At 71.9% G+C, this 22,390-nt stretch carries 17 protein-coding genes and 4 pseudogenes; 5 read left to right on the plus strand and 16 right to left on the minus strand.

Going from position 1 to position 22,390, the window contains the following annotated elements; all coding sequences use genetic code 11:
• The 3 genes from JNW91_RS32445 to JNW91_RS18585 form a co-directional block, all read right to left on the minus strand.
• On the minus strand, positions 1 to 312 hold a 312-nt coding region (locus tag JNW91_RS32445; RefSeq protein WP_238425250.1), incomplete at its 3' end, for a hypothetical protein.
• Positions 312 to 1,847 (minus strand): replication-associated recombination protein A, encoded by a 1,536-nt coding sequence (locus JNW91_RS18580; protein ID WP_203176823.1) that lies wholly within the window; start codon positions 1,845 to 1,847, stop codon positions 312 to 314. The genes JNW91_RS18580 and JNW91_RS32445, both read right to left, overlap by 1 nt.
• Positions 1,848 to 1,921: 74 nt before the next feature.
• Positions 1,922 to 2,143 carry a hypothetical protein gene (locus JNW91_RS18585; protein WP_053658556.1) on the minus strand — a complete coding sequence of 74 codons (222 nt, stop codon included), beginning with the start codon at positions 2,141 to 2,143 and terminating at the stop codon, positions 1,922 to 1,924.
• Positions 2,144 to 2,283: 140 nt separating this feature from the next.
• Here JNW91_RS18585 and JNW91_RS18590 point away from each other — a divergent pair, with 140 nt between their 5' ends.
• Positions 2,284 to 3,024, plus strand: coding sequence for a GNAT family N-acetyltransferase (locus JNW91_RS18590; protein ID WP_203176824.1), 741 nt, complete (start codon positions 2,284 to 2,286; stop codon positions 3,022 to 3,024).
• A gap of 11 nt (positions 3,025 to 3,035) precedes the next feature.
• Here the strand turns inward: JNW91_RS18590 and JNW91_RS18595 are convergent.
• The 4 genes and pseudogenes from JNW91_RS18595 to aspS form a co-directional block, all read right to left on the minus strand.
• Positions 3,036 to 4,333: pseudogene (locus tag JNW91_RS18595) on the minus strand (MFS transporter).
• A gap of 28 nt (positions 4,334 to 4,361) precedes the next feature.
• Positions 4,362 to 4,937, minus strand: a pseudogene (locus tag JNW91_RS18600) (ArsR/SmtB family transcription factor); the annotation flags it as partial.
• A gap of 72 nt (positions 4,938 to 5,009) precedes the next feature.
• The gene (locus tag JNW91_RS18605; RefSeq protein WP_203176825.1) at positions 5,010 to 5,822 is read right to left on the minus strand and encodes an SDR family oxidoreductase; all 813 of its coding nucleotides are present in this window, start codon (positions 5,820 to 5,822) and stop codon (positions 5,010 to 5,012) included.
• 96 nt (positions 5,823 to 5,918) lie between these two features.
• Positions 5,919 to 7,742 carry an aspartate--tRNA ligase gene (aspS, locus tag JNW91_RS18610; protein ID WP_203176826.1) on the minus strand — a complete coding sequence of 608 codons (1,824 nt, stop codon included), beginning with the start codon at positions 7,740 to 7,742 and terminating at the stop codon, positions 5,919 to 5,921.
• A 155-nt stretch (positions 7,743 to 7,897) separates the two neighbouring features.
• Here aspS and JNW91_RS18615 point away from each other — a divergent pair, with 155 nt between their 5' ends.
• Positions 7,898 to 8,608, plus strand: coding sequence for a DUF998 domain-containing protein (locus tag JNW91_RS18615; protein ID WP_203176827.1), 711 nt, complete (start codon positions 7,898 to 7,900; stop codon positions 8,606 to 8,608).
• Between the two features lie 60 nt (positions 8,609 to 8,668).
• Here JNW91_RS18615 and JNW91_RS18620 read toward each other — a convergent pair.
• Both JNW91_RS18620 and JNW91_RS18625 read right to left on the minus strand, forming a co-directional pair.
• Positions 8,669 to 9,714: pseudogene (locus JNW91_RS18620) on the minus strand (S1 family peptidase).
• Positions 9,715 to 10,016: 302 nt separating this feature from the next.
• Positions 10,017 to 10,493 (minus strand): winged helix-turn-helix transcriptional regulator, encoded by a 477-nt coding sequence (locus JNW91_RS18625; RefSeq protein ID WP_203176828.1) that lies wholly within the window; start codon positions 10,491 to 10,493, stop codon positions 10,017 to 10,019.
• 55 nt (positions 10,494 to 10,548) lie between these two features.
• Here JNW91_RS18625 and JNW91_RS18630 point away from each other — a divergent pair, with 55 nt between their 5' ends.
• A complete protein-coding gene (locus tag JNW91_RS18630; RefSeq protein ID WP_203176829.1) occupies positions 10,549 to 11,061 on the plus strand; it encodes a PaaI family thioesterase in 513 nt (170 codons plus the stop codon).
• A gap of 121 nt (positions 11,062 to 11,182) precedes the next feature.
• Here the strand turns inward: JNW91_RS18630 and JNW91_RS18635 are convergent, their stop codons facing one another.
• From JNW91_RS18635 to JNW91_RS18645, 3 genes are all read right to left on the minus strand, one after another.
• Positions 11,183 to 12,118 (minus strand): acyl-ACP desaturase, encoded by a 936-nt coding sequence (locus JNW91_RS18635; protein ID WP_203176830.1) that lies wholly within the window; start codon positions 12,116 to 12,118, stop codon positions 11,183 to 11,185.
• A 77-nt stretch (positions 12,119 to 12,195) separates the two neighbouring features.
• Positions 12,196 to 13,524, minus strand: coding sequence for a histidine--tRNA ligase (gene hisS, locus JNW91_RS18640; RefSeq protein ID WP_203176831.1), 1,329 nt, complete (start codon positions 13,522 to 13,524; stop codon positions 12,196 to 12,198).
• Between the two features lie 72 nt (positions 13,525 to 13,596).
• On the minus strand, positions 13,597 to 14,307 hold the full coding sequence (locus tag JNW91_RS18645; protein ID WP_203176832.1) for an MBL fold metallo-hydrolase: 711 nt from the start codon (positions 14,305 to 14,307) through the stop codon (positions 13,597 to 13,599).
• Between the two features lie 266 nt (positions 14,308 to 14,573).
• On the opposite strand from JNW91_RS18645, the gene JNW91_RS18650 reads away from it, so the two are divergent.
• Positions 14,574 to 15,452, plus strand: coding sequence for a peptidylprolyl isomerase (locus JNW91_RS18650; RefSeq protein ID WP_203176833.1), 879 nt, complete (start codon positions 14,574 to 14,576; stop codon positions 15,450 to 15,452).
• Between the two features lie 57 nt (positions 15,453 to 15,509).
• On the plus strand, positions 15,510 to 16,349 hold the full coding sequence (locus tag JNW91_RS18655; RefSeq protein WP_203176834.1) for a peptidylprolyl isomerase: 840 nt from the start codon (positions 15,510 to 15,512) through the stop codon (positions 16,347 to 16,349).
• A gap of 65 nt (positions 16,350 to 16,414) precedes the next feature.
• Here JNW91_RS18655 and JNW91_RS18660 read toward each other — a convergent pair.
• The 4 genes and pseudogenes from JNW91_RS18660 to secD all read right to left on the minus strand — a co-directional run.
• A pseudogene (locus tag JNW91_RS18660) lies at positions 16,415 to 18,909 on the minus strand (RelA/SpoT family protein).
• A gap of 194 nt (positions 18,910 to 19,103) precedes the next feature.
• A complete protein-coding gene (locus tag JNW91_RS18665) occupies positions 19,104 to 19,670 on the minus strand; it encodes an adenine phosphoribosyltransferase (RefSeq protein ID WP_203176835.1) in 567 nt (188 codons plus the stop codon).
• Between the two features lie 106 nt (positions 19,671 to 19,776).
• Positions 19,777 to 20,970 (minus strand): protein translocase subunit SecF, encoded by a 1,194-nt coding sequence (secF, locus tag JNW91_RS18670; protein ID WP_203176836.1) that lies wholly within the window; start codon positions 20,968 to 20,970, stop codon positions 19,777 to 19,779.
• A 1-nt stretch (position 20,971) separates the two neighbouring features.
• Positions 20,972 to 22,390, minus strand: a 1,419-nt coding sequence (secD, locus tag JNW91_RS18675; protein WP_203176837.1) for a protein translocase subunit SecD, incomplete at its 5' end; no start/stop codon positions are given.

The following is a 22,390-nucleotide window of genomic DNA, read 5'->3' on the forward strand; positions in this document are numbered from 1 at the left end:
CGGCCATGGTCCGTCCACGGGACGTCGCGCGGCGGCGCCGTCTGGGTCACCCCTTCGGCCGTCGGGCGGGATGGGCGGCGCCGGCGCGCCACCGCGCGGGCCGGTGGCCTCCGCCGCGGCGCCCTCGGGGCCGAGCTCCGTGCGTTGCTGCTTGGCTGAGCGCAGGTCGTCGATCCAGCCGAACTCCTCACCCGACACCGGCTCCTCCGGCTCGGCCTCGGCTCGGCCTCGACCCCAGCGGCGGCCCTTGGGGCGGGTATCGCGCCGCTCGTCCGGGCTCTCGTCCGGGCGGTCCGCACCACGCGATTTCACTATTGACCCTCTCCTGCGGCGTTCGTGCCGCTGTCCTGCATCGTGCCGGCGCCACCCGTGTCCGTCGTCGGGCGACCGTTCTCGCCAGCAGGCGCTGGCGCGATCTGCTCCGTTACGCGCTGCCCACCCGTCGGGGTCTCCGGGCGGGTGGCCGGGGCGGGCAGCCCGCGCACGATGCGGCGCAGCAGCGGCAGCCGGGTGGCCACCGACCGCTCCGCCCCGTGCGGGCTCGGCCGGTAGTAGTCGGTGCCCACGAGGTCGTCGGGAACGTACTGCTGGGTAACCACGCCCCGCTGGTCGTCGTGCGGGTAGCGGTAGCCGGTCCCGTGGCCCAGCCCTCGGGCGCCGGCGTAGTGCGCGTCGCGCAGACCGCGCGGCACCGGCCCACCACGGCCGGCCCGTACGTCGGCGATCGCGGCGCCGATGGCGGTGGTGGCCGAGTTCGACTTCGGCGCGGTGGCCAGGTGGATCACCGCCTGGGCCAGGTTCAGCTGCGCCTCGGGCAGCCCCACGTACTCGACCGCGTGCGCGGCGGCGGTGGCCACACCCAACGCGCCGGGGTCGGCCATGCCCACGTCCTCGCTGGCGAAGATGACCAGTCGACGGGCGATGAACCGGGCGTCCTCGCCGGCGACCAGCATGCGGGCCAGCCAGTGCACCGCGGCGTCCACGTCCGAGCCGCGCATGCTCTTGATGAACGCGCTGACCACGTCGTAGTGGGCGTCGCCGTCGCGGTCGTAGCGCACCGCCGCCACGTCAACGGCCTGCTCGGCGGTGGCGAGGTCGATCCGTCCGGTGCCGAGCGCCATGGCGGAGGCGGCCGCCGCCTCCAGCGCGGTCAGCGCCTTGCGTACGTCGCCGGCGGCGAGCCGGACGAGGTGGTCCTCGGCGTCGCCAGCCAGGGTGAGCGTGCCGCCGAGGCCACGCTCGTCGGCGACCGCGCGACGCAGCAGGCCCCGCACCGCCTCGTCGTCGAGCGGTTGCAGCGTGAGCAGGACGCACCGTGACAGCAGCGGGGAGATGACCGAGAAGTAGGGGTTCTCCGTGGTGGCCGCCAGCAACGTGACCGTGCGGTCCTCGACGGCGGCGAGCAGCGAATCCTGCTGGGTCTTGCTGAACCGGTGCACCTCGTCGATGAACAGCACGGTCTGCGGGCCGCCCGAGCGGCGCTGGCGGCGGGCCGTCTCGATCACGGCCCGGACGTCCTTGACCCCGGCGGAGAGCGCCGACATGGCGACGAACCGGCGGTCGGTGGCCGCGGCGACCAGGTGCGCGATGGTGGTCTTGCCGCTGCCCGGGGGTCCCCAGAGGATGACCGACATCGGCGCGCCACCGGAGACCAGTTGCCGCAGCGGCGCCCCGGGGGCGAGCAGGTGGTCCTGCCCGACCAGCTCGTCGAGGGTCGCGGGGCGCATCCGGACGGGCAGGGGCGAATCGTCTGCTACCGGAGTGAACCCGTCGACACCGGTGGGACCGTCGGGCGCGTTACGCGGCCCGGCGGGGGCACCAAGGGAGAAGAGGGCGTCGGACTCCATCACGAAGACAGTACCGGGCCGGGCCCACGGCGCCGGAATCGCGCCGCAGGCCCGCCACCGATGATCGGTTCCGGTCAGCCACGGCCGGGGCGACGGCCTCGGTACCAGCGACCGCCGCCACCGCCGCCACCGCCGCGCGGGCCGCTGCCCACGCCGGCCAGGTAGAGCGAGAGCAGGAGCAACCCGATCAGCACGAGCGTGTTCCAGTTGAACAGGTCCGGCGCGCCGAAATCGGTGTTGAGCAGGTCGAGCAGCAGGGCAAAGCCAAAGACGATGGCCGCGAGAATGGCGAGCATGTCGGTCCTCCGGTGGGGGTTCCCAGTAGGTCGGCGCGTGATGTACCCAATCGGTCGACTCGTCAATCTCCACGGTGGATCAGGGCGGTCGCCTCCGACCCGGCGCGCTCCCCCGTTCCCCGGCTCCTAGGCTGGACGCCATGATCATCGACGACCAGGTGCTCCACGACCGGGCCGACGTCCTGGCCGCCGCCGGTCACCACCCGTTCGCACGGCACGCGCTCTGGCGCGACGTGCCGGCGCGCGCCTACCGGCGCGGCGGCGCGGTGCTCTGGTTGTTGCCGCCCGAGCGCGGTCCCGGCGCCGACGCGATCGGACCCGCCGGACCGGTACTCGACCTTGTCGTCGCGCTGGTCGCCGACGGGGTGCTGCGGCCGGAGCACCGGCTGCACCTGCCCCGGCTCGATCCCGACCTGGTGGCCGGCCGGTTGGCGGTGGCCGAACACGCCGACTGGGACTTCCACTGGACCGCCGCGGCGCCGCCGACGCAGCCGCACGAGCAGCGGGTCGTCCGGCTCACCGAGGCCGACCATCCGGCGCTCGACGCACTGATCGACGAGGCGTTCCCGACCACCACCTCCCGGCCGGGTGATCCACGGGTGGTCGACTGGTACGGCATCCGGGCCGGCGGTCGGCTCGTGGCCTGCGGCGCGGACCGCGGCCGGGGTGACATCGGTTTCCTGGCCGGTCTGACCGTGGCCCCCGACCAGCGCGGACGCGGGTTGGGTGCGGCGCTGACCGCCGCGATGACCCGCGCGCTGCTGACCCGCCACGACACCGTCGGGCTCGGCGTCTACCCCGACAACGTCGGGGCGGTACGCCTCTACCGACGGCTCGGGTTCACCAACACCCACCACCTCACCTCGATCCGACTCGCCTGAGTACGCCCCGCCTAACGGGTGGCGTGCTGCTCGGCGGGTGCGGGAACCACGGACGGGTCGGTCGGGTCCGCGACGGCCAACCGGCCGGCCCGCCAGGCGGGCAGGTAGAGCGGGGCGGCGACGGCCAGCACCACGGCGCCGACCACCATCGCGGTGCTCACGCTGGTCGCGGCGGCGAGCGCGGTCAGCACCACCCCGCCGAGCGCGGCGGCCGGCTGCGCCATCATCGAGTTCAGGGAGAGCACACTGGTCCGGTACGGGCCGTCGACCTGCCGGTGCAACAGGCCACTGTGCAGCGGGTTCGACGCGCCGTGCACGGCGTAGCAGGCCAGATAGGCCACGAGCACCCCGACCGGCCCGGCGAACAGCCCCATCCCGACCACCGTCACGCCCTGCACGACGCGCAGCAGGGCGCGCCCGGCGCGGCGCCGAGCCAGCGCAGCAGCAACGGGGTCAGTGCCGCGCCGGCCGCCGAGGCGATCCAGGCAGCCGAGTTGGCCGGCCCGAGCAGCGCGGCGGCGCGTTCCGGGTCGCCGACCACCTCGGCGAGCCGTACCGGCAGCAGGGACTCGAAGGTGATCATGCCGAAGCCCCAGAACAGCTCCACCGCGACCAGGGCCAGCAGCACCCGGGATCGACGCAGCAGCCCGACGGCCTGGCCGATCATCCGGGGCGCCTGCGTCACCGAGGCCCAGAGCGCCGCGGCCCCGGTGGAGGGTCGTCGTTCGACCAGCAGGACGAGCAACGCGACCAGCGCCGCCGCCTGCGCGACGATGGCGACCAGCACGGGCACGGTGAGCGCGCTGACCGGCCCGAGCGGACCGAGCGCGACAAGGCCACCACTGAGCAGCGCGCCGGCGCCGATGGCGCCGCCGATGACGGTGCCGGCGTACCCGAGGCCGCGCTCGTACTCGGCCTGCGGGTCGGCGGCCAGGGTGGAATCGACGTACCAGGACTCCAGCGGTCCGCTGTCCAACGCTCGGTAGACGCCCTGCAAGGCCCAGACCAGGAAGAACAGCGCGAACGAGTCGGCCACCGCGAACAGCGCCAGGGAGGCGAGGTTGAGTGCCCCGGCGGCGAGCAGGACGGGTCGGCGGCCGAGGGCGTCGGCCAGCCCGCCGGTGGGCAGCTCCAGCGCCAGCACCAGCAACCCCTGCGCGGTGCCGACCAGGCCGATCTGCGGCAGTGACAGGCCGCGCTCCTGCATCAGCAGGATCATCACCGGGATCATCAGACCCGTGGGCAGCCAGCGCAGGCCGTACAGCGTGAGGTAGCGGAACCGGACCTGGCTTACGGTCAGCGCGCTCACCGGAGGCCCTCGCGCAACGGGTAGGCGGCAGGAAGACCTGGACCGGGCGGGCCTGCGGGTCGGCGGAGCCGGCGGAGTCGGCCTCGCGGTGGTACCGCTCCAGCACCTGCCACACCTCCGCCGTGAGCTCCTTGAGCCGGGCCGGCGGGATGGTCATGAAGATGTCGCTCATGCCGAAGGCGTCCCGCCAGGCTTGGGACCATTCGTGCTGGCCGGCGAACCAGCTTTCGGCGCTTTCGGCGAGAAGACGCACCTGGTCGCCCTGGATCCACTCGATTGCGGCCCGGGCGTCGGGGTCGTCGTCGAAGTCGCTCGGGTCCCAGTTGGTGACGTCGTGCGCGGCCTGCCACCAGCGCTGCCGTCCACTGCCCCGCTCGGGATCCTCGATGACCAGCCCGACCTCGGCGAGTTGGCGCAGGTGGTAGCTGGTCGCGCCGGTGTTGGTGCCGAGCAGCTCGGCGAGGGTGGTGGCGGTGGCGGGCCCGTTCACGCGCAGCGCCCCGACCAGCCGCATCCGCAGCGGGTGCGCCAACACCCGGACCTGCCTCTTGTCGATTCGTACCTCGCGGGGAGCCGGTCGTGGGCTCGATCCGTCGTTCGCCATGCCTGCACACTATCTCTGCACACTTCCTCTGCACAAGAGTTGTGCATAGAACGTGTGCGAGGTGTCGGGAGTTCAGCCGGCCAGGACTTCGCGCACTCCCCGCAGCCGCGTGCGCAGCAGACCACCGGCACGCGTGGAATCGAGTCGCACGTCCAGGGGACGGACCAGGCCGGTGGCCGCGCTGGTGGTCGTCTTCAACCCCGCCGTGTCCAGGCCGAACCGCTCGGCGACCAACCGGCCCAGCTCCGCCCGGCTGACCGCGTCGCTGCCGGCCACGTTGAGCAGACCGGCGTACGGCGAGGCGACCAGCTCCAGCACGGCGTCGGCCAGGTCGGTGACGTCGATCGGGCAGCGGAGTTCGTCGCTGAACAGGGTGGCCCGGCCGGCGAGCGCGTCCCGGCAGAGCTGGATCTGCTTGCTGCCCTCCCCCACGATCAGGGAGGTCCGCACCACTGCCGCGCCGGGGTCGACCGCCCGCACGGCGGTCTCGGCCGCGGCCTTCGCGGCGCCGTACGCGTGCACCGGCGTGGGTGGTTCGTCGTCGGCGTACGGCACCGGACGGCCGGCGTGCAGCGCGTCGCTGGAGACGTGCACCAGTCGGGCGTTCCGCTCGGCGGCGGCCACGGCCACGTGCGCCGCCCCGTCGGCGGTGACCGCCCAGTGCCCGTACCGGTAGGGGGTCCCGACCACGGCGTCCGGGCGCACCTCGGCGACCAGCGCGCGCACCGCGGCCCGGTCCGTCACATCCAGCCGCCGGGCCGCCACACCCCCGACGGCGATCGCACCGGAGTGGAAGGTCCCGACCACGGACCACCCGAGGCCGACGGCCCGCCGACAGACCTCCCGCCCCAGAAAACCACTACCCCCGACAACAAGCACCCGCACGCCAACCCACTCCCCCGCCGTTGATCAAGATGTTTGCGTCATCCCGCCGGGCGATGATGACGCAAACCTCTTGATCAACCAAGTAACAGGGGTGGGTCAGACCGGATCGGCCACCGGGGCGGCGGGGCCTGCCGTGCCGGTGTGGGCGGTTGCCGGGGGCTTGGGCTTGGCGTCGATGCCGGCCTCGGTGCGCTGCTGGGCGGTGATCGGGGTCGGCGCGCCGGTCAGCGGGTCGAAGCCACCCCGGGTCTTCGGGAAGGCGATGACCTCGCGAATGGAGTCCGCGCCGGCGAGCAGCATGCAGATCCGGTCCCAGCCGAAGGCGATGCCACCGTGCGGCGGCGCGCCGTACTTGAACGCCTCCAGCAGGAAGCCGAACTTGTCCTGCGCCTCCTCGGGGGTGATGCCGAGCAGGTCGAAGACCCGCTTCTGCACGTCACCCCGGTGGATACGGATCGATCCGCCACCGATCTCGTTGCCGTTGCAGACGATGTCGTAGGCGTACGCCAGGGCCCGGTCCGGCGCCTCCTCGAACCGGTCCGCCCACTCGGCGTTCGGCGAGGTGAACGGGTGGTGCACGGCCGTCCAGCCACCCGCCCGGCCGTTCTCCTGCTCGGAGGCCGGCTCGAACATCGGCGCGTCGACCACCCAGCAGAACGCCCAGGCGCTCTCGTCGACCAGCCCGGCCCGCTTGGCGATCTCGATGCGGGCCGCGCCGAGCAGCTCCTGCGCCTCCCGGGTGGTGGCGCTCGCGGCGAAGAAGACCGCGTCGCCCGGCTTGGCGCCGACCGCGTCGGCGAGCCCAGCCAGGTGCTCGGCGGAGAGGTTCTTCGCCACCGGGCCGCGCGCCTCGCCGGTCTCGGCGTCCAGCACCACGTACGCCAGGCCACGCGCGCCGCGCGCCTTGGCCCAGTCCTGCCAGCCGTCCAACTCCTTGCGGCTCTGCGCCGCACCGCCCGGCATCACCACCGCGCCGACGTAGCCGCCCGCGTCGATCGCACCGGCGAAGACCCGGAACTCGGTGCCGCGCAGGTACTCGGTCAGCTCGGTCAGCTCCACGCCGTAACGCAGGTCCGGCTTGTCCGAGCCGTAGCGGGCCATCGCGTCGTGCCAGGTGATCCGCGGAATCGGCCGGCTGATCTCGTGCCCGGCCAGGTCCTTCCAGAGCGCCGAGACGATCGCCTCGCCGAGGTCGATCACGTCGTCCTCGGTGACGAAGGACATCTCGATGTCGAGCTGGGTGAACTCCGGCTGCCGGTCGGCGCGGAAGTCCTCGTCGCGGTAGCAGCGGGCGATCTGGTAGTACCGCTCCATGCCGCCGACCATCAGCAGCTGCTTGAACAGCTGCGGCGACTGCGGCAGCGCGTACCAGCTGCCGGGCTGCAGGCGCACCGGCACCAGGAAGTCGCGGGCGCCCTCGGGCGTCGACCGGGTGAGCGTCGGCGTCTCGATCTCCAGGAAGTCCCGCTCGTGCAGCACCCCCCGGGCGAGCTGGCTGGCCCGCGACCGCAGCCGCAGCGCGTTCGCCGGGCCACTGCGGCGCAGGTCCAGGTAGCGGTACTTGAGCCGGATGTCGTCACCGGCCTCGACCTGGTCGTCCACCGGCAGCGGCAGCGGGGCCGCCTCGGAGAGCACCTCCAGCTCGGCGGCCGTCACCTCGACCTCGCCGGTGGGCAGCTCGGGGTTCTCGTTGCCGTCCGGGCGGCGGGTCACCTCGCCGACGACCTTCACGCAGAACTCGTTGCGCAGCGCGTGCGCGTCCTCCTCGCGGAACACCACCTGGACCACGCCGGAGCCGTCGCGCAGGTCGACGAAGATGACGCCGCCGTGGTCGCGTCGGCGGGCCACCCACCCGGCGAGCGTCACCGTCGTGCCGGCGTCCGTCGCGCGCAGGCTTCCGGCATTGTGGGTACGGATCACGGCTGGCAACTCCTCATCGTGGAACAGTCCTCACCGGCATTCTGTCAGGGGTGGCCGGCCCGCCTCCGGGCACCCGACAGGCCGGCGCGATTGGCCGACGGGGACGGGCGGGCGAACCCGACTCAATCGGCTCTCTCGGCGGTTAACGTGGCGAAATGCGCGCCGTACCGACCTGGGCCGTCGCCGCGGCGGCGGCCGCACCCGTGCTGCTGGTGACCGGCTGGACGGTCGCGCAGGCGCGGCAGCCCACCGGGTACGACCCGGTCCGGGACACCATCAGCGAGCTGGCGGGCCAGGACGCCACCGACGCCTGGATCATGGTCGGGGCCCTGGTGCTGCTCGGCTGCTGTTATCTGTCGGTCGCCGCCGTGTTGCACGCGGCCGGGTTGCCCAGCCGGTTCCTGCTCGCGGTCGGTGGGGTGGCCACCATCGCGCTGGTGGCCTTTCCCCGGCCGCCGGTGGGAGGTTCGCTCAGCCACGGCATCGCGGCGACGGTGGCCGTGCTCGCCCTGGCGCTGTGGCCGGCCGGCTCGGCGCTGCGGCTGCCGCACGGCCCGGACGCCGCGCGTCCGGAGGTTCCGCAGCCGCCGTGGGCGTTCCGCCGGGCCGTGGGGTTGAGCGCCACGGTCGTGCTGCTCGCCCTGTTCGGCTGGTGCGCGTTCGAGGTGACCAGCGGGTCACGCACGGGGTTGGCCGAGCGGGTGACGGCGGTTGCCGTGTCGCTCTGGCCGTTGTTGGCGGTGCTGTCGGCCCGGCGGGCGCACCTGGCGTGGGCCACCGGCGCCTCGCCCGTCGGTCCGGCTCTGCCCGGTGTCGTACCCCCGGATCCCGTGCGGCCAGCGGACGGGACCGATCGGCTGGCGTGAGGCGGGCCCCACGCGCGACGTGCCGCCGGAGTGCTCCGGCGGCCGCGTGCGGTGCGTCGATCAGAAGACGCTGACGCCGTAGCGGCTCAGGGCCTCGGTGACGGGCTGGAAGTAGGTCGTGCCGCCGCTGCTGCAGTTGCCACTGCCGCCGGAGGTCATGCCCAGGGCGGTGCTGCCGCTGAACAGCGAGCCGCCGCTGTCGCCCGGCTCGGCGCAGACGTTGGTGCGGATCAGGCCGGAGACCGAGCCCTCGGCGTAGTTCACCGTGGCGTTGGTCGCGTTCACCGAGCCGCTGCGCAGGCCGGTGGTGCTGCCGGAGCGCTGCACCGACTGGCCGACCGAGGCGTTGCCGGCGCCGGTGATGTCCCGGTAGCTGCCGTTGTAGAGGTAGACGTTGCCGGCGGCGTTGGCCGAGTTGCTGTGCCGCACGATGCCGTAGTCGTTGCCCGGGAAGCTGGTGCCGGTACGGGTGCCGATCAGCGCGGTCTGGCCGGAGTTCGAGTACCAGCTCGCGGAGATGTTGGTGCAGTGCCCGGCGGTGACGAAGTAGTAGGTGCTGCCGCTGCGCACGTTGAAGCCGAGCGAGCAGCGTCCGCCGCCGCCAGCGTAGATGGCCTGGCCACCGGAGATCCGGGTGCTCAGCACGCCGGCCTCGGCCTCGATGCGCACCGCGCCGTTGGCCCGCGCGGCCGCGGCCTTCACCCGCTCCAGCTTGGCACCGGTGACGGTGCTGTCGACGGAGACGACGACCTGGTTGGTGACCGGGTCGCTCCACCAGGCGGTGCCCGGGATCTTCGCGGAGCGCTCCAGCTCGGCGGTGGCCCGGTTGAGCTCGGCGGCGCCGCGGGTGACGTACCGGACGACGGCTCCGGCGTTGCTCGCCTTGCGGGCGGCGGCCGCGTCGGTGACGGTGACGACGGACCGGCCGCTGGCGTCGATGTACGAGCCGGCCGAGCGGTAGCCGAGCTGAGCGGAGAGGGCGGCGGCGGCGTCGGGCGAGGCGGCGGGGCGGCCTGGGCGGGTGCGCCGATGAGCGTGCCGACGACCAGGCTTCCGGCCACGGCGACGGTGGCCGCGACGCGGAACGATGACCTCGTGGGTCGCATGTAACAAACCTCCTGGGCGGGGGATACCGGGTCTCGCCGGGGGCGGCTGACCCGAGGGCAACCCGGCCGATCTGGGGAAACCGGCCGAGTGCAATGAAGTATTCACATGCTTAAGATCATTGACAAGACTTGGATTCGCCCGGATTCGCCGACCCTCAGCGGCCACATGTCCGCAACACCGCTGACACGCTCGCCGACACCAGCCGTCACACCGAACCACCGCCGGATCCGTTTCGGACACGCATGTTCATCGATGTGTTAGGGCGTCGCGCGACCGGGGCCGGGGTGACGGCCCGCCGGCGTCAGGGGGTACGGCGGCGGGCGCCCGGACCCGGGCGGGGCAACACGTCGCGGGGGTCGACGACCTCGTGCCCGTCGGCGCAGCGCAGCTCGACGCGTACCTCCGCTGCGCAGTCGCGGTGCCCCACGCTCAGCGGCGAGCCCTCCGGATCGGCGAGGTACCGGTCGCCCCAGCCGAGCACGGCGACCAGCACCGGCCACAGGTCCAGGCCCTTCTCGGTCAGCCGGTACTCGTGGCGCAGCCGGCTGCCCGGCTCCCGGTACGGCTCGCGACGCAGCACACCCTGCTCGACCAGGGAGGCCAGCCGGTTGGTGAGCACCTGACGCGGGATGCCGGTGCGCACCCGCATGTCGTCGAAGCGCCGTACGCCGTTGAACACCTCGCGGAGCACCACCAGCGTCCACCGCTCACCGAGGATCGCCATCGCTCGGGTGATGGTGCAGTTGTCCACCGACCAGTCCAGTGCCGCGGGTCTCATCCGACCAGGCTAAGTCTCATTGACAGACTCAGCAACGGACTGCCACGCTGCGTCCATGACACAGACGCAGGAGCCGGCGCGCAGCCGTACCTTCACCTGGTCGGACCCGGCCGCCAACGCGGCGCAGGTCGGTCGGCGCAGCGGCATCGACATGCTCCGCGCGATAATCGCCGGCGAGCTGGCCGCGCCGCCGGTGATGCACCTGATCGACATGGCGCGAATGGAGGCCGACGAGGGGCGGGTCGTCGTCGAGCTGATCCCGCAGGAGTTCCACTACAACCCCTTGGGCACCGTCCACGGTGGGGTCATTTCGACGCTGCTGGACACCGCCGCCGGCTGCGCCGTGCACACCATGCTGCCCGCCGGCATCGGCTACACCTCGCTGGACCTGAACGTGAAGTTCCTCCGCCCGGTCACGGTGGACAGCGGCACGTTGCGGTGCGAGGGCACGGTGCTGCAAAGCGGTCGCCGCACGGCCCTGGCCGAAGCCCGCATCACCGACGCCGGCAACCGCCTGATAGCCCACGCGACAAGCACCTGCCTCCTGCTCCCCCTGGATCCCGCCTGACCCCCGCCTGACCCCGCCTCCGCTGGATTGATCATGAAGTTATCGCCATGACACGCCGACGCGCTGGGCAATAACTTCATGGTCAACAGCGTGAGGCCGAAGGCCCTGCGGGAGCCGGGGTTCAGCGCAGGGCCAGGCGGGCCGCTCGGGCGTCGCGCTTCTCCTCGAAGCGGGTCGCCGCCCGGTCCAGGTCCTCCAGCTGGGTGGCCAGCTGCTCGCGGGCTGCTTCGCCGTCGGCGTCCAGGCCGGTCACGTTGAACACGTCCCACTGGCGCAGCACCGGCTGGAGCACCTCGTCGCGGTGCTGACGCAGGTCGTAGATGCCGGCCAGGGCGATCGCCACCGACTTGCGGGCGAAACCGTCGATGCCGTTGCCCGGCATCTGGAAATTGGCCACCACGTCGGCGACGGCCCGCATGGCCTGGCTCGGGGCCAACTCGAAGGCCGCGGCCAGCAGGTTGCGGTAGAAGACCATGTGCAGGTTCTCGTCGGCGGCGACCCGGGCCAGCAACGCCTCGCAGACGGGGTCACCGGTGGCCTTGCCGGTGTTGCGGTGCGAGATCCGGGTGGCCAGCTCCTGGAACGAGACGTACGCCAGCGAGTGCAGCACCTCGTCGTCGTGCGCGTTGACGTAGCCGGCGGACATGTGCGTCATCCGGGCCCGCTCCAGCGCCACCGGGTCGACCGCCCGGCTGACCGTCAGGTAGTCACGGATGGCCGTGCCGTGCCGGCCCTCCTCCGCGGTCCACCGGTGCACCCACGTGCCCCACGCGCCGTCCCGGCCGAACAGGGTGGCGATCTCGTGGTGGTACGAGGGCAGGTTGTCCTCGGTCAGCAGGTTGACGATCAGCGCGGTACGGGCCACATCGGGGATGGTCGAGTCGGTCGGCGACCACGCCTCGCCGCCGAGCGGCCCGTCGAAGGTGCGTCCCTCGCTCCACGGCACGTACTCGTGCGGGAACCACTCCTTGGCCAGCGAGAGGTGGCGGTCCAGGTTGCGGGCGACCACCGGCTCCAACTCGACGAGGAGTGCGGTCTGGCTCAGTGCGGTGCTCATGGTCACGAGAAGCTCCCTACGGTGGCGTAACTTACGCTACCGTAGGTCCCCGCGGCCGTACGCGCCAGTTCTGAGACTCACCTGACCGCCGGTTTGACGTCCTCCCGGGGCGGCATCCACTCCCCCGCATCGGCCGTGACCTGCTCGCCGGAGCGGATGTCCTTCACCTCGTCGGCCGCGCCGTCGGCGCCCGGGAACCACACGTACGGGATGCCGCGCCGCTCCGCGTAGCGGATCTGCTTGCCGAACTTCGCCGCGCTCGGCGACACCTCGGTCGGCACTCCGCGACGCCGCAGCGCCTCGGCCACCCGGTTGCTGTCCGCACGACGTTCCTCGGCGGTCACCGCGACCAGCACAGCGGTCGGCACCTCACGCGAGACGGACAGCTCGCCCGCGCCGAAGAGCAGCCCGAGCAGCCGGGTCACACCGATCGAGATCCCCACCCCCGGGTACGAGGTGGCGCCGGCGCTGGCCAGGTTGTCGTACCGGCCGCCGGAGCAGATCGAGCCGAACCGCTCGTAGCCGCGCAGCTGGGTCTCGTAGACGGTGCCGGTGTAGTAGTCCAGTCCGCGGGCGATGCGCAGGTCCGCCACGCAGAGGCCGGGGGCGTGCTCGGCGGCGGTCTCCACCACCCGGACCAGCTCGTCGATGCCCTCGTCGAGCAGCGGGTCGGTGACCCCCAGCGCGCGGACGGCATCGGCGAACGAGGCGTCCGGCGCGGAGATCTCGGCCAGCGCCAGGCACGCCTTGGCCTGCGCCTCGCTCGCCCCGGCCGTCTGGGCCAGCAGCTCGGCCACCTTCGCCGGGCCGATCTTGTCGAGCTTGTCCACGGCGCGCAGCGCCGCCTCCGGGTCGGTCAGCCCGATGCCCCGGTAGAAGCCCTCGCAGATCTTGCGGTTGTTGACCTGGATCGTCACCGGCGGGATCGGCAGCGAGCGCAGCGCGTCCCCGATGACCAGCGGCATCTCCGCCTCGTGGTGCGGGGCCAGGGTGTCCCGGTCGACGATGTCGATGTCGGCCTGGACGAACTCCCGGTACCGCCCCTCCTGCGGTCGCTCCCCCCGCCACACCTTCTGGATCTGGTAGCGGCGGAACGGGAAGGCCAGCTTGCCGGCGTTCTCCAGCACGTACCGGGCGAACGGCACGGTCAGGTCGAAGTGCAGACCCAGCTGGTCCTCGCCGCCGGTGCCCTCGCTGTCGGCGTGCAGCCGCCGGATCACGTAGACCTCCTTCGAGGTCTCGCCCTTGCGCAGGAGCTGGTCGAGGGGCTCCACGGCGCGGGTCTCCAGCGGGGCGAAGCCGTACAGCTCGAAGGTGGCGCGGATCCGGTCGAGCACGTACTGCTCGATCATCCGCTGGCCGGGGGTCCACTCCGGGAAACCGGAGATGGGCGTGGGCTTGCTCATCGGCGTACTCCTTGCGGTCCCGCGCCCGCGGCGCGGTGGTGTCGTGGGTCCGCGCGTGGCGCGGACAAAGAACTAGAGGCCCCGGGTGGGCGCGGCCGGCCCCGCGCCGGCCACCTCGACGAGGTACGGGTTGCTGGCGCGCTCGCGGCCGATGGTGGTGCTGGGGCCGTGGCCGGGCAGGACGACCGTGTCGTCGGCCAGCGGGAGGACCTTGTCGCGCAGGCTGGTGAGCATCGCCGGCATGCTCCCGCCCGGCAGGTCGGTGCGGCCGATCGACCCCGCGAAGAGCACGTCGCCGGAGAGGCAGATCTCGTCCGCCTCCCAACCCGAGCCCGCGCCGGGCAGCCGGAACAGCACCGACCCGCCGGTATGGCCCGGGGCGTGGTCGACGGCGATCTCCAGGCCCGCGAGGGTGAGGGTGGCGCCGTCGGTCAGTTCCGCCACGTCCTCCGGTTCGGTGTAGCTCAACCGGCCGCCGAACAGCGACCTCAGGTCGGTGGAGAGACCCTTGGCGGGGTCGGCCAGCATCTCCCGGTCGCCGGGGTGGACGTACGCGGTGATGCCGCGCGCGCCGCAGACCGGCGCGACCGAGAAGGTGTGGTCGAGGTGGCCATGGGTCAGCAGCACGGCGGCAGGATGCAGGCGGTGCTCGGCGAGCAACGCGTCGAGCTGGTCGAGCACCCCGATGCCGGGGTCGACCACCACGCACTGCTCCCCCGGCGCGGTCGCCACCACGTAGCAGTTGGTGCCGAAGGCGTCGGCGGGAAAGCCGGCCACGAGCACGGGCGCTGTCCTTCCGTCGAACTGTCGTCCTGCCCAGCAGCCTAACCGGCCTGGCGAACCGGTTTGTCGCGTCCGTCCCGTCCGCCCCGCCGGGCACAGTGACATCGCCCGATAAGCGCTGCTCGCGACGGGGTGGACCTCGTACACCACATTCCCAGTCGCTAGCCGTACACTCTGGCGGGCGTGTGGCGCGGCACACGTGACGCCCGGACGGGCCGGGACGCCCGGCCGCCGGCGACGACCAGGTAGAGGAAAGGGGAGCACGGGTGGCTTCCAGCAGGGACCGGCAGCGCAAACTGGCGCGGGCCAAGCTTGACCGGCAGTTGGCCCGCCGAGCCGCTGCCACGCGGCGGCGTCGGCAGATCCAGGCCGGGGTCGGCGCCGCGCTGGTCCTCGTGCTGATCGTTGCCGGCTCGGCGTGGGCGCTCGGGGCGTTCGACTCCGACCCGAAGCAGAACACGGCCGCGGAGGACACCTGCCTCTGGACGCCGCAGGACGCGACGGCCAACACCAACCTCAAGGACGTCGGCACGCCGGCGACCAAGGATCTGCCCACCGCCGGCACCCGGGCGATGACCGTGACCACCAACCAGGGCGCGCCGATCACCGCGGAGCTGAGCCTGACCAACTCGCCCTGTGCGGCGGCGAGCATCGCCCACCTGGCCAGCCGGTCCTTCTACGACAACACCAAGTGCCACGAGATCACCGCCGACGGCGCTCTGCGCTGTGGCGACCCCAGCGGCACCGGTCTCGGTGGGCCCACCTACTCGTTCTACGACGAGGACGTGCCGACCGTGCCGTCGGCGTCCCCGTCGGCCAGCCCGGCGCCCGGCCAGCCGCCGACGTACCCCAGGGGGACCGTGGCGATGATCTCCAACCCGCCGGGCAGCAACGGCAGCCAGTTCCTGATCTTCTTCAAGGACTTCACCACCACCGAACCGAAGTACCCGGTGATCGGCCGGGTCACCGGCGGTCTGGACGTGGTGGAGAAGATCGGCGCCCTGCCGACCGTGGACAATGGGACCGGGGCGAAGGTCAAGCCCAAGACCGACGTGGTGATCCAGAGCCTCACGGTCGGCGAGCCGGTCACCGGCGCGGCACCGTCGCCGTCCGGCGCCCCGGCCAGCAGCCCGAGCGCCGGCTGACGGTCGCACCACCCACCCGAGCGGCACCCGGAAACAGACAGCCAGGAGGATCCAGGCGTGACGTCCACCAGAGAGCGGCAGCGCGCGGCGGCACGCGCCCGGCTCGAGAAGGAGATGGCCGAGCGGGCGGGCAAGGCCCGCAAGCGCCGGCAGACGCAGGCGATCGTCAGCGCGGGTGCCGTGCTGGTGCTCGTGGTCGCCGGCACCGTCTGGCTGGCCATGACCCTCGGCGGCGACGACGACAAGACCGACACCGCCGCCCCGGCGGCCGGCGCGTCCGAGTGCGCCTACAACGAGGTGCCGGCCGACCAGCGGTCCCCGCAGATCAAGGATGTCGGGCTGCCCAGCAACCAGCAGTCCGCCAAGGGTGTGCAGACCATGACGATCACCACCAACCTCGGCCCGATCACGGCCAAGGTCGACCGGTCGCTGGTGCCGTGCACGGCGGGGGCCTTCACCCTCCTCGCGGACAAGAACTTCTTCGACAACACCAAGTGCCACCGCCTGGTGACCGAGGGCATCAAGGTGCTGCAGTGCGGCGACCCGAGCGCCACCGGCAAGGGCTGGCGGGAGACCGACGGCACGGGTGGTCCGAGCTTCCGGCTGCCGGAGGAGAACCTGCCCACCGACAAGCGCCCGCCGTACCCGGAGGGTGTCATCGCCATGGCCAACTCCGGGCAGCCGGGCAGCACCGGCAGCCAGTTCTTCATCGTCTACGGCGACTCGCCGCTGGACCCGGCGTACACCGTGCTGGGCACCGTCACCGGCGGCCTGGACATCGCCAAGGACGTGGGCAAGGCTGGCGACGACGGGGCGTTCGCCCCGCAGCCCGGTGGCGGACACCCCAAGAAGGAGGTCGTCATCAACGACCTCACCATGAGCCCGCCGCAGGGCTGAGGCCCCAGCAACGACGAAGCGCCCGCCGGCTGAGCCGGCGGGCGCTGTCGTTTCCGGGGTACGCGTCAGGCGCCGGAGGTGACCCGGTACGCGTCGAACACGCCGTCGACCTTGCGGACCGTGGCCAGCAGGTGGCCCAGGTGCTTCGGGTCGGCCATCTCGAAGCTGAACCGGCTCACCGCCACCCGGTCACGGGTGGTGGTGACGGTGGCGGAGAGGATGTTGACCCGCTCGTCGGAAAGCACCCGGGTGACGTCGGCCAGCAGCTTGTGCCGGTCCAGGGCCTCGACCTGGATGGCGACCAGGAACGTCGACGCGGACGTGAGCTTCCAGCTCACCTCGACGACCCGCTCGCTCTGCGCGCGCAGGTCCTCCGCGTTGGCGCAGTCGTCGCGGTGCACGCTCACCCCGCCGGAGCGGGTGACGAAGCCGAACACCGAGTCCGGTGGAACCGGGGTGCAGCAGCGCGCCAGCTTGATCCAGACGTCGCTGACGCCCCGGACCACGACACCGGGGTCGCTGCTGCTCTGCCGGCTGCGCGGCGGCCGGGTGGCGACGGCGGTCTCGGCGATGTCCTCCGCCGCGCCCTCCTCGCCGCCGTACGCGGCCATCAGCTTCTGCACGACCGACTGGGCGGAGACCTGACTGTCGCCGACCGCCGCGTACAGCGACGCCACGTCGGCCAGGTGCAGGTCCCGGGCGATCGACATCAACGCGTCGGAGGTGAGCATCCGCTGCAACGGCATGCCCTGCTTGCGCATGGCCTTGACGATCGCGTCCTTGCCGGCCTCGATCGCCTCCTCGCGGCGCTCCTTGTTGAAGTACTGGCGGATCTTCGTCCGTGCGCGGGGGCTCTTGACGAAGCCCAGCCAGTCCTGCGTGGGGCCGGCCGTCTCGGACTTCGACGTGAAGATCTCGATCACGTCGCCGTTGGACAGCGTCGACTCCAGCGGCACCAGCTTGCCGTTGACCCGCGCGCCGATGCACTTGTGCCCGACCTCGGTGTGCACCGCGTACGCGAAGTCCACAGGCGTCGACCCGGTCGGCAGCGGGATGACGTCACCCTTCGGGGTGAAGACGTACACCTCCTGGCTGGACAGGTCGAAGCGCAGCGCGTCGAGGAACTCGCTCGGGTCGCCGCCTCGCGCTGCCAGTCGAGCAACTGCCGCAGCCAGGTCATCTCGTCGATGTGCGCGGGCGGGCCGACGATCTGGGTGCCCTTGTGCTCCTTGTACTTCCAGTGCGCGGCGATGCCGAACTCGGCGGTGCGGTGCATCGCGTACGTGCGGATCTGCATCTCCACCGGCTTGCCGGTGGGCCCGATGACCGTCGTGTGCAACGACTGGTACATGTTGAACTTGGGCATCGCGATGTAGTCCTTGAAGCGGCCCGGCACCGGCTGCCAGTTGGCGTGGATGACGCCCAGCGCCGCGTAGCAGTCGCGAACCGTGTCGACCAGGATCCGCACACCCACCAGGTCGTAGATGTCGTTGAAGTCGCGGCCCCGCACGATCATCTTCTGGTAGATCGAGTAGAGGTGCTTCGGCCGACCGGTCGTCTCCGCCTTGATCTTGGCGGCCTTGAGGTCGGTGCCGACCTTCTGGGTGACCTGCCGCAACAGCGACTCCCGCTGCGGCTGGTGTTCCCCGATCAGCCGGTTGATCTCCTCGTAACGCTTCGGGAACAGCGTGCCGAAGGCGAGATCCTCCAGCTCCCACTTGATCGTGTTCATACCGAGCCGGTGCGCCAGCGGCGCCAGGATCTCCAGCGTCTCCTTGGCCTTCTGCTCCTGCTTGGGACGGGGCAGGAAGGTCAGGGTGCGCATGTTGTGCAGCCGGTCGGCCAGCTTGATCACCAGCACCCGCGGGTCCTTGGCCATCGCCACGACCATCTTGCGGATCGTCTCGGCCTTGGCCGCGTCACCCAGCTTGACCTTGTCGAGCTTGGTGACGCCGTCGACCAGCAGGGCGACCTCGCCGCCGAAGTCGGCGCGCATCGCGTCGAGCGTGTACTCGGTGTCCTCGATGGTGTCGTGCAGCAGCGCGGCGACCAGCGTCGTGGTGTCCATCCCCAGGTTGCCCAGGATGGTCGCCACCGCGAGCGGGTGGGTGATGTACGGGTCGCCGGACTTGCGGTACTGCCCGGAGTGCCACCGCGCGGCGGTGTCGAAGGCACGCTGGAGCAGCCGCGCGTCGGCCTTCGGGTGGTTTTCCCGATGGCTCGCGATGAGCGGCTCCAGCACCTCGCTGACCTGCGAGGTCTGCCACGGGGCGTTGAAGCGGGCCAGCCGGGCACGAACCCGGCGGCCGGTGGGCGCGTTGGACAGCCCGAACCCGCCACTCGACGACGGGTCGACACCGGCGTCGGTCGGGAACGGAACCACCACCCCGTCGGCGCCGGGGGACGCCTCGACGGCATCCGACGCGACGTCGGACGGGCGCGCCGCGCTCTCGCCCGGGGCTCTGCCGTTGCCGTTGCCCGTCACCCGGGCCGGCGTGTCACCCGTCCGCTCGGTCACCGAGCCGTCAGCGTCGCCTGTCGGATGCACCGTGCCCTCCACCGGAGGGACGACATCGTGGGACACCGGCCTCCTCACCGCTCGCCGGAAACACACCGACCGAACATCGGCCGGTCTGGTCTCGTGCCGCCGGACGGGGTACCGCCGGCGTCAGCAAAGGGCAATGCTACCCGCACGGACGGTCCCCTGCCGCTCCGCCGGACGGTCGACGCCCGGCCCGACCGACGGGTCCGGGCTCAAACGGTCAGCAGGGCGTGCACGGAACGCGGCGCCAGCCGCTCCCGGCCGCCCAGGAAGCCGAGCTCCAGCAGCACGGTGAAGCCGGTGACGGTCCCGCCGGCCCGCTCCACCAGATCCAGCGTCGCCTCGGCGGTGCCACCGGTGGCCAGTACGTCGTCGACCACCAGGGCCCGATGCCCGGCGGTGAAGGCGTCCTCGTGCACTTCGAGGGTGGCCTCGCCGTACTCCAGGGCGTAGGAGATCGAGTGCGCCACGCGGGGCAGCTTGCCCGCCTTGCGTACCGGCACCACACCCACCCCGGCCGCGTACGCGACGGCCGCCGCGACGACGAACCCCCGCGCCTCGATGCCGACCACGACGTCGAAGCCGTCCCGCCCGTGGTACGCGACGATCCCGTCGACCACCTCGCGGAACACCTTCCCGTCGGCGAACAGCGGCATCAGGTCCTTGAACAGGACGCCGGGCTGGGGAAAGTCCGGCACGTCCAGCACCCGGCTGGCCACCAGCCGGGCGGTCTCCGGGCCGCTGTCCCCGCGCGCGGCGGTGCTGTGGGTCTCCGTCACGGCTGTTCCCCGTTTCCTTCCGACGACGACGGCGTCCGGCGATGCTGCTCGCACAGCATGCCGGACGCCGTTCGGGCGTTTCCTCCCGGGTCCGCCCCGGGGCCGGTCAGCGCCGCTTGGCGCCGCCCGGCCGGTTGCCGCCGCCACCGGGGCGACCGCCCCGGGTGCCGGTCGGCCGCTTGCCCGCCGGCCGCGCGCCCACCTTCGGTGCCGCGCCGGCCAGCGCGGCCGCGTCCGGGTCCAGTTCCGTGTCGGTTCCGTCGGCCTGAGCCGGGCTCGGGGCGCCCTTGGGCGTGAGCTCGCCACGGGCCAACGCGCCCCGTCGGGTCAGCACCCGCTTGTTGTGCGCCTGGATCCGCGGGTCGTAGTTCTTCAGCAGCGCCAGCAGCGGCGTCGCCACCAGGATGGACGTCAGGAACGCCACCGCCATACCGACGAACAGCACCAGGCCGAGGTCCTTCAGCGTGCCGGCGCCGAGCAGGCCAGCGCCGATGAAGAGCAGACCACCGACGGGCAGCAGCGCCACCACGGAGGTGTTCAGCGACCGCATCAGGCTCTGGTTGACGGCCAGGTTGGCCGCCTCGCCGTACGTCTGGTTGTTGTTGGCGGTGATGCCCCGGGTGTTCTCCTGCACCTTGTCGAAGACCACCACCACGTCGTAGAGCGCGAAGCCCAGGATCGTGAGGAAGCCGATGATCGTCGACGGGGTGACCTCGAAGCCGACCAGCGAGTAGATGCCGGCGGTGAGGACCAGGTTCATGAACAGCGAGGACACGGCGGCGACGGCCATCCGCCACTCGAAGCGCAGGATCAGGTAGACCATCACCAGCGCGATGAAGATGACCAGACCGAGCACGGCCCGCTCGGTGACCTGGCTGCCCCACGCCTCGCTGACCTGGTTGCTGCTGATCTGGTTGACGTCGATGCCGAGGTCCTCGGCGATCTGGCCCTTGACCGAGTTGGCCTGCTCGACGCTGAGCTGCGGCGTGCGCAGCTCGTACGAGTCGCCACCGGGGCCGCCGACCTTCTGCGTGGTGGCCACCTCGACGCCGGTGTTCTCGGTGGCGAGGGCCGAGTTGACCTCCCGCTCGGCGTCCTCCAGCGTGCCGACGCTGGCCGGCACCTGGAACGAGTTACCGCCGGCGAACTCGATGCCGAGGCTGAAGCCGCGAAGCGAGAAGCTGAGGATGGCGATCAGGACCAGGACCCCGGCGACGCCGAACCAGAGCTTGCGCTTACCGACGATGTTGAGACCGGCCTCGCCGTTGTAGAGGCGGCTCGCCAGACCGTTAGCAGCCATCTCAGGCCTCCTTGGCGCGCGGGTTGCGGGGCTGAGTCTGCTGGGTGCGGGCCGGAAGTGCCCGACCCAGACCGCTGACCCGCGGAGAAAGGAACGCCCGGGTCCGGGCGAACATCGTCATGATCGGGTGCCGGAAGAGGAAGACCACCACCAGGTCCAGCACGGTGGCCAGGCCGAGGGCGAACGCGAAGCCCTTGACCGTGCCGACCGAGACCACGTAGAGCACCACCGCGGAGAGCAGGGTGATCGCGTTGGCCGAGATGATCGTCCGGCGGGCGCGGATCCAGGCGCGCGGCACCGCGCTGCGCGGGCTGCGCCCCTCCCGGATCTCGTCCTTCAACCGTTCGAAGTAGATGACGAACGAGTCCGCCGCCACACCGAGCGAGACGATCATGCCGGCGATGCCGGCGAGGGTGAGCGTGAAGCCGATCTGCCGGCCGAGCACCACCAGCGCGCCGAAGACCAGCAGCGCCGAGAGGATCAGGCTCAGGAAGATCACCGAGCCGAGCAGCCGATAGTAGAAGAACGCGTAGATGATGACCAGCAGCATGCCGATGCCGGCGGCGAGCAGACCCGCGCGCAGGTGGCTGGCACCCAGCGTGGCGGTGACGTTCTGCGCCTCCTGCTGCTCGAAGGTCACCGGCAGCGCGCCGTAGCGGAGCTGGCCGGCGAGAGCGCTGGCGTCCTTCTGGGTGAAGTTGCCGGTGATCTGGGAGTTGCCGGTCAGCACGCCCTGGATCTCCGGGGAGGAGACGATCTCGTTGTCCAGCACGACGGCCACCCGGCACTTGCCGTCCTGACCCAGCGCGGTCGCGTCGCAGGCCTGACCCTCGTTGTTGAACGCCTCACGGGTGAGCGCGGTCCACTTGCCCTGGCCGTCGCCGGTGAAGTCGAGGCTGACCACCCAGGCGTTGGTCTGGTCGAGCACCGCGTCGGCGTCGTCCACGTCGGTGCCCAGCACCTTGGCCTGGTCGAGCAGGTACTTCGACGCGCCGTCCTCGCAGGACACGACCTGCTGCTTCGGGTCGGAGATCGACGCCGGGGGGCGCTTGTCGAGCTGCGCGCAGCCGATCGTCGGCACGTTGAACTGCATCTGCGCCGGCAGCACGGCCACCTCTTGCGGCGTCAGCGTGCCGAACGGCTTGAGCTTGTCGGCGAGCGACGGGTCGGCGCTCAGGTCGGCCGGCGCCTGTAGACCGTTGGCGGCCTGCCAGGCGGGGGCGCCGACCTTCTGCTCGACGGCCTTGCGCTGCTCCTCGATGCTGGCCGGCACCGGCTCGGCGCTGGCGCTCGGCGACGGAGCGGCGGCGCTCGGCGAGGCCGAGGTCGACGCCGAGGGTGTCGGCGTGGCGCTGGGCGACGCCGGGGCCATGCCGCCCTGGCCGCCGCTGGGCGACGCGGTCGCCTTCGGCGCTTTACC

Source organism: Micromonospora parastrephiae, from assembly GCF_016802865.1.
Classification (GTDB): domain Bacteria; phylum Actinomycetota; class Actinomycetes; order Mycobacteriales; family Micromonosporaceae; genus Micromonospora; species Micromonospora parastrephiae.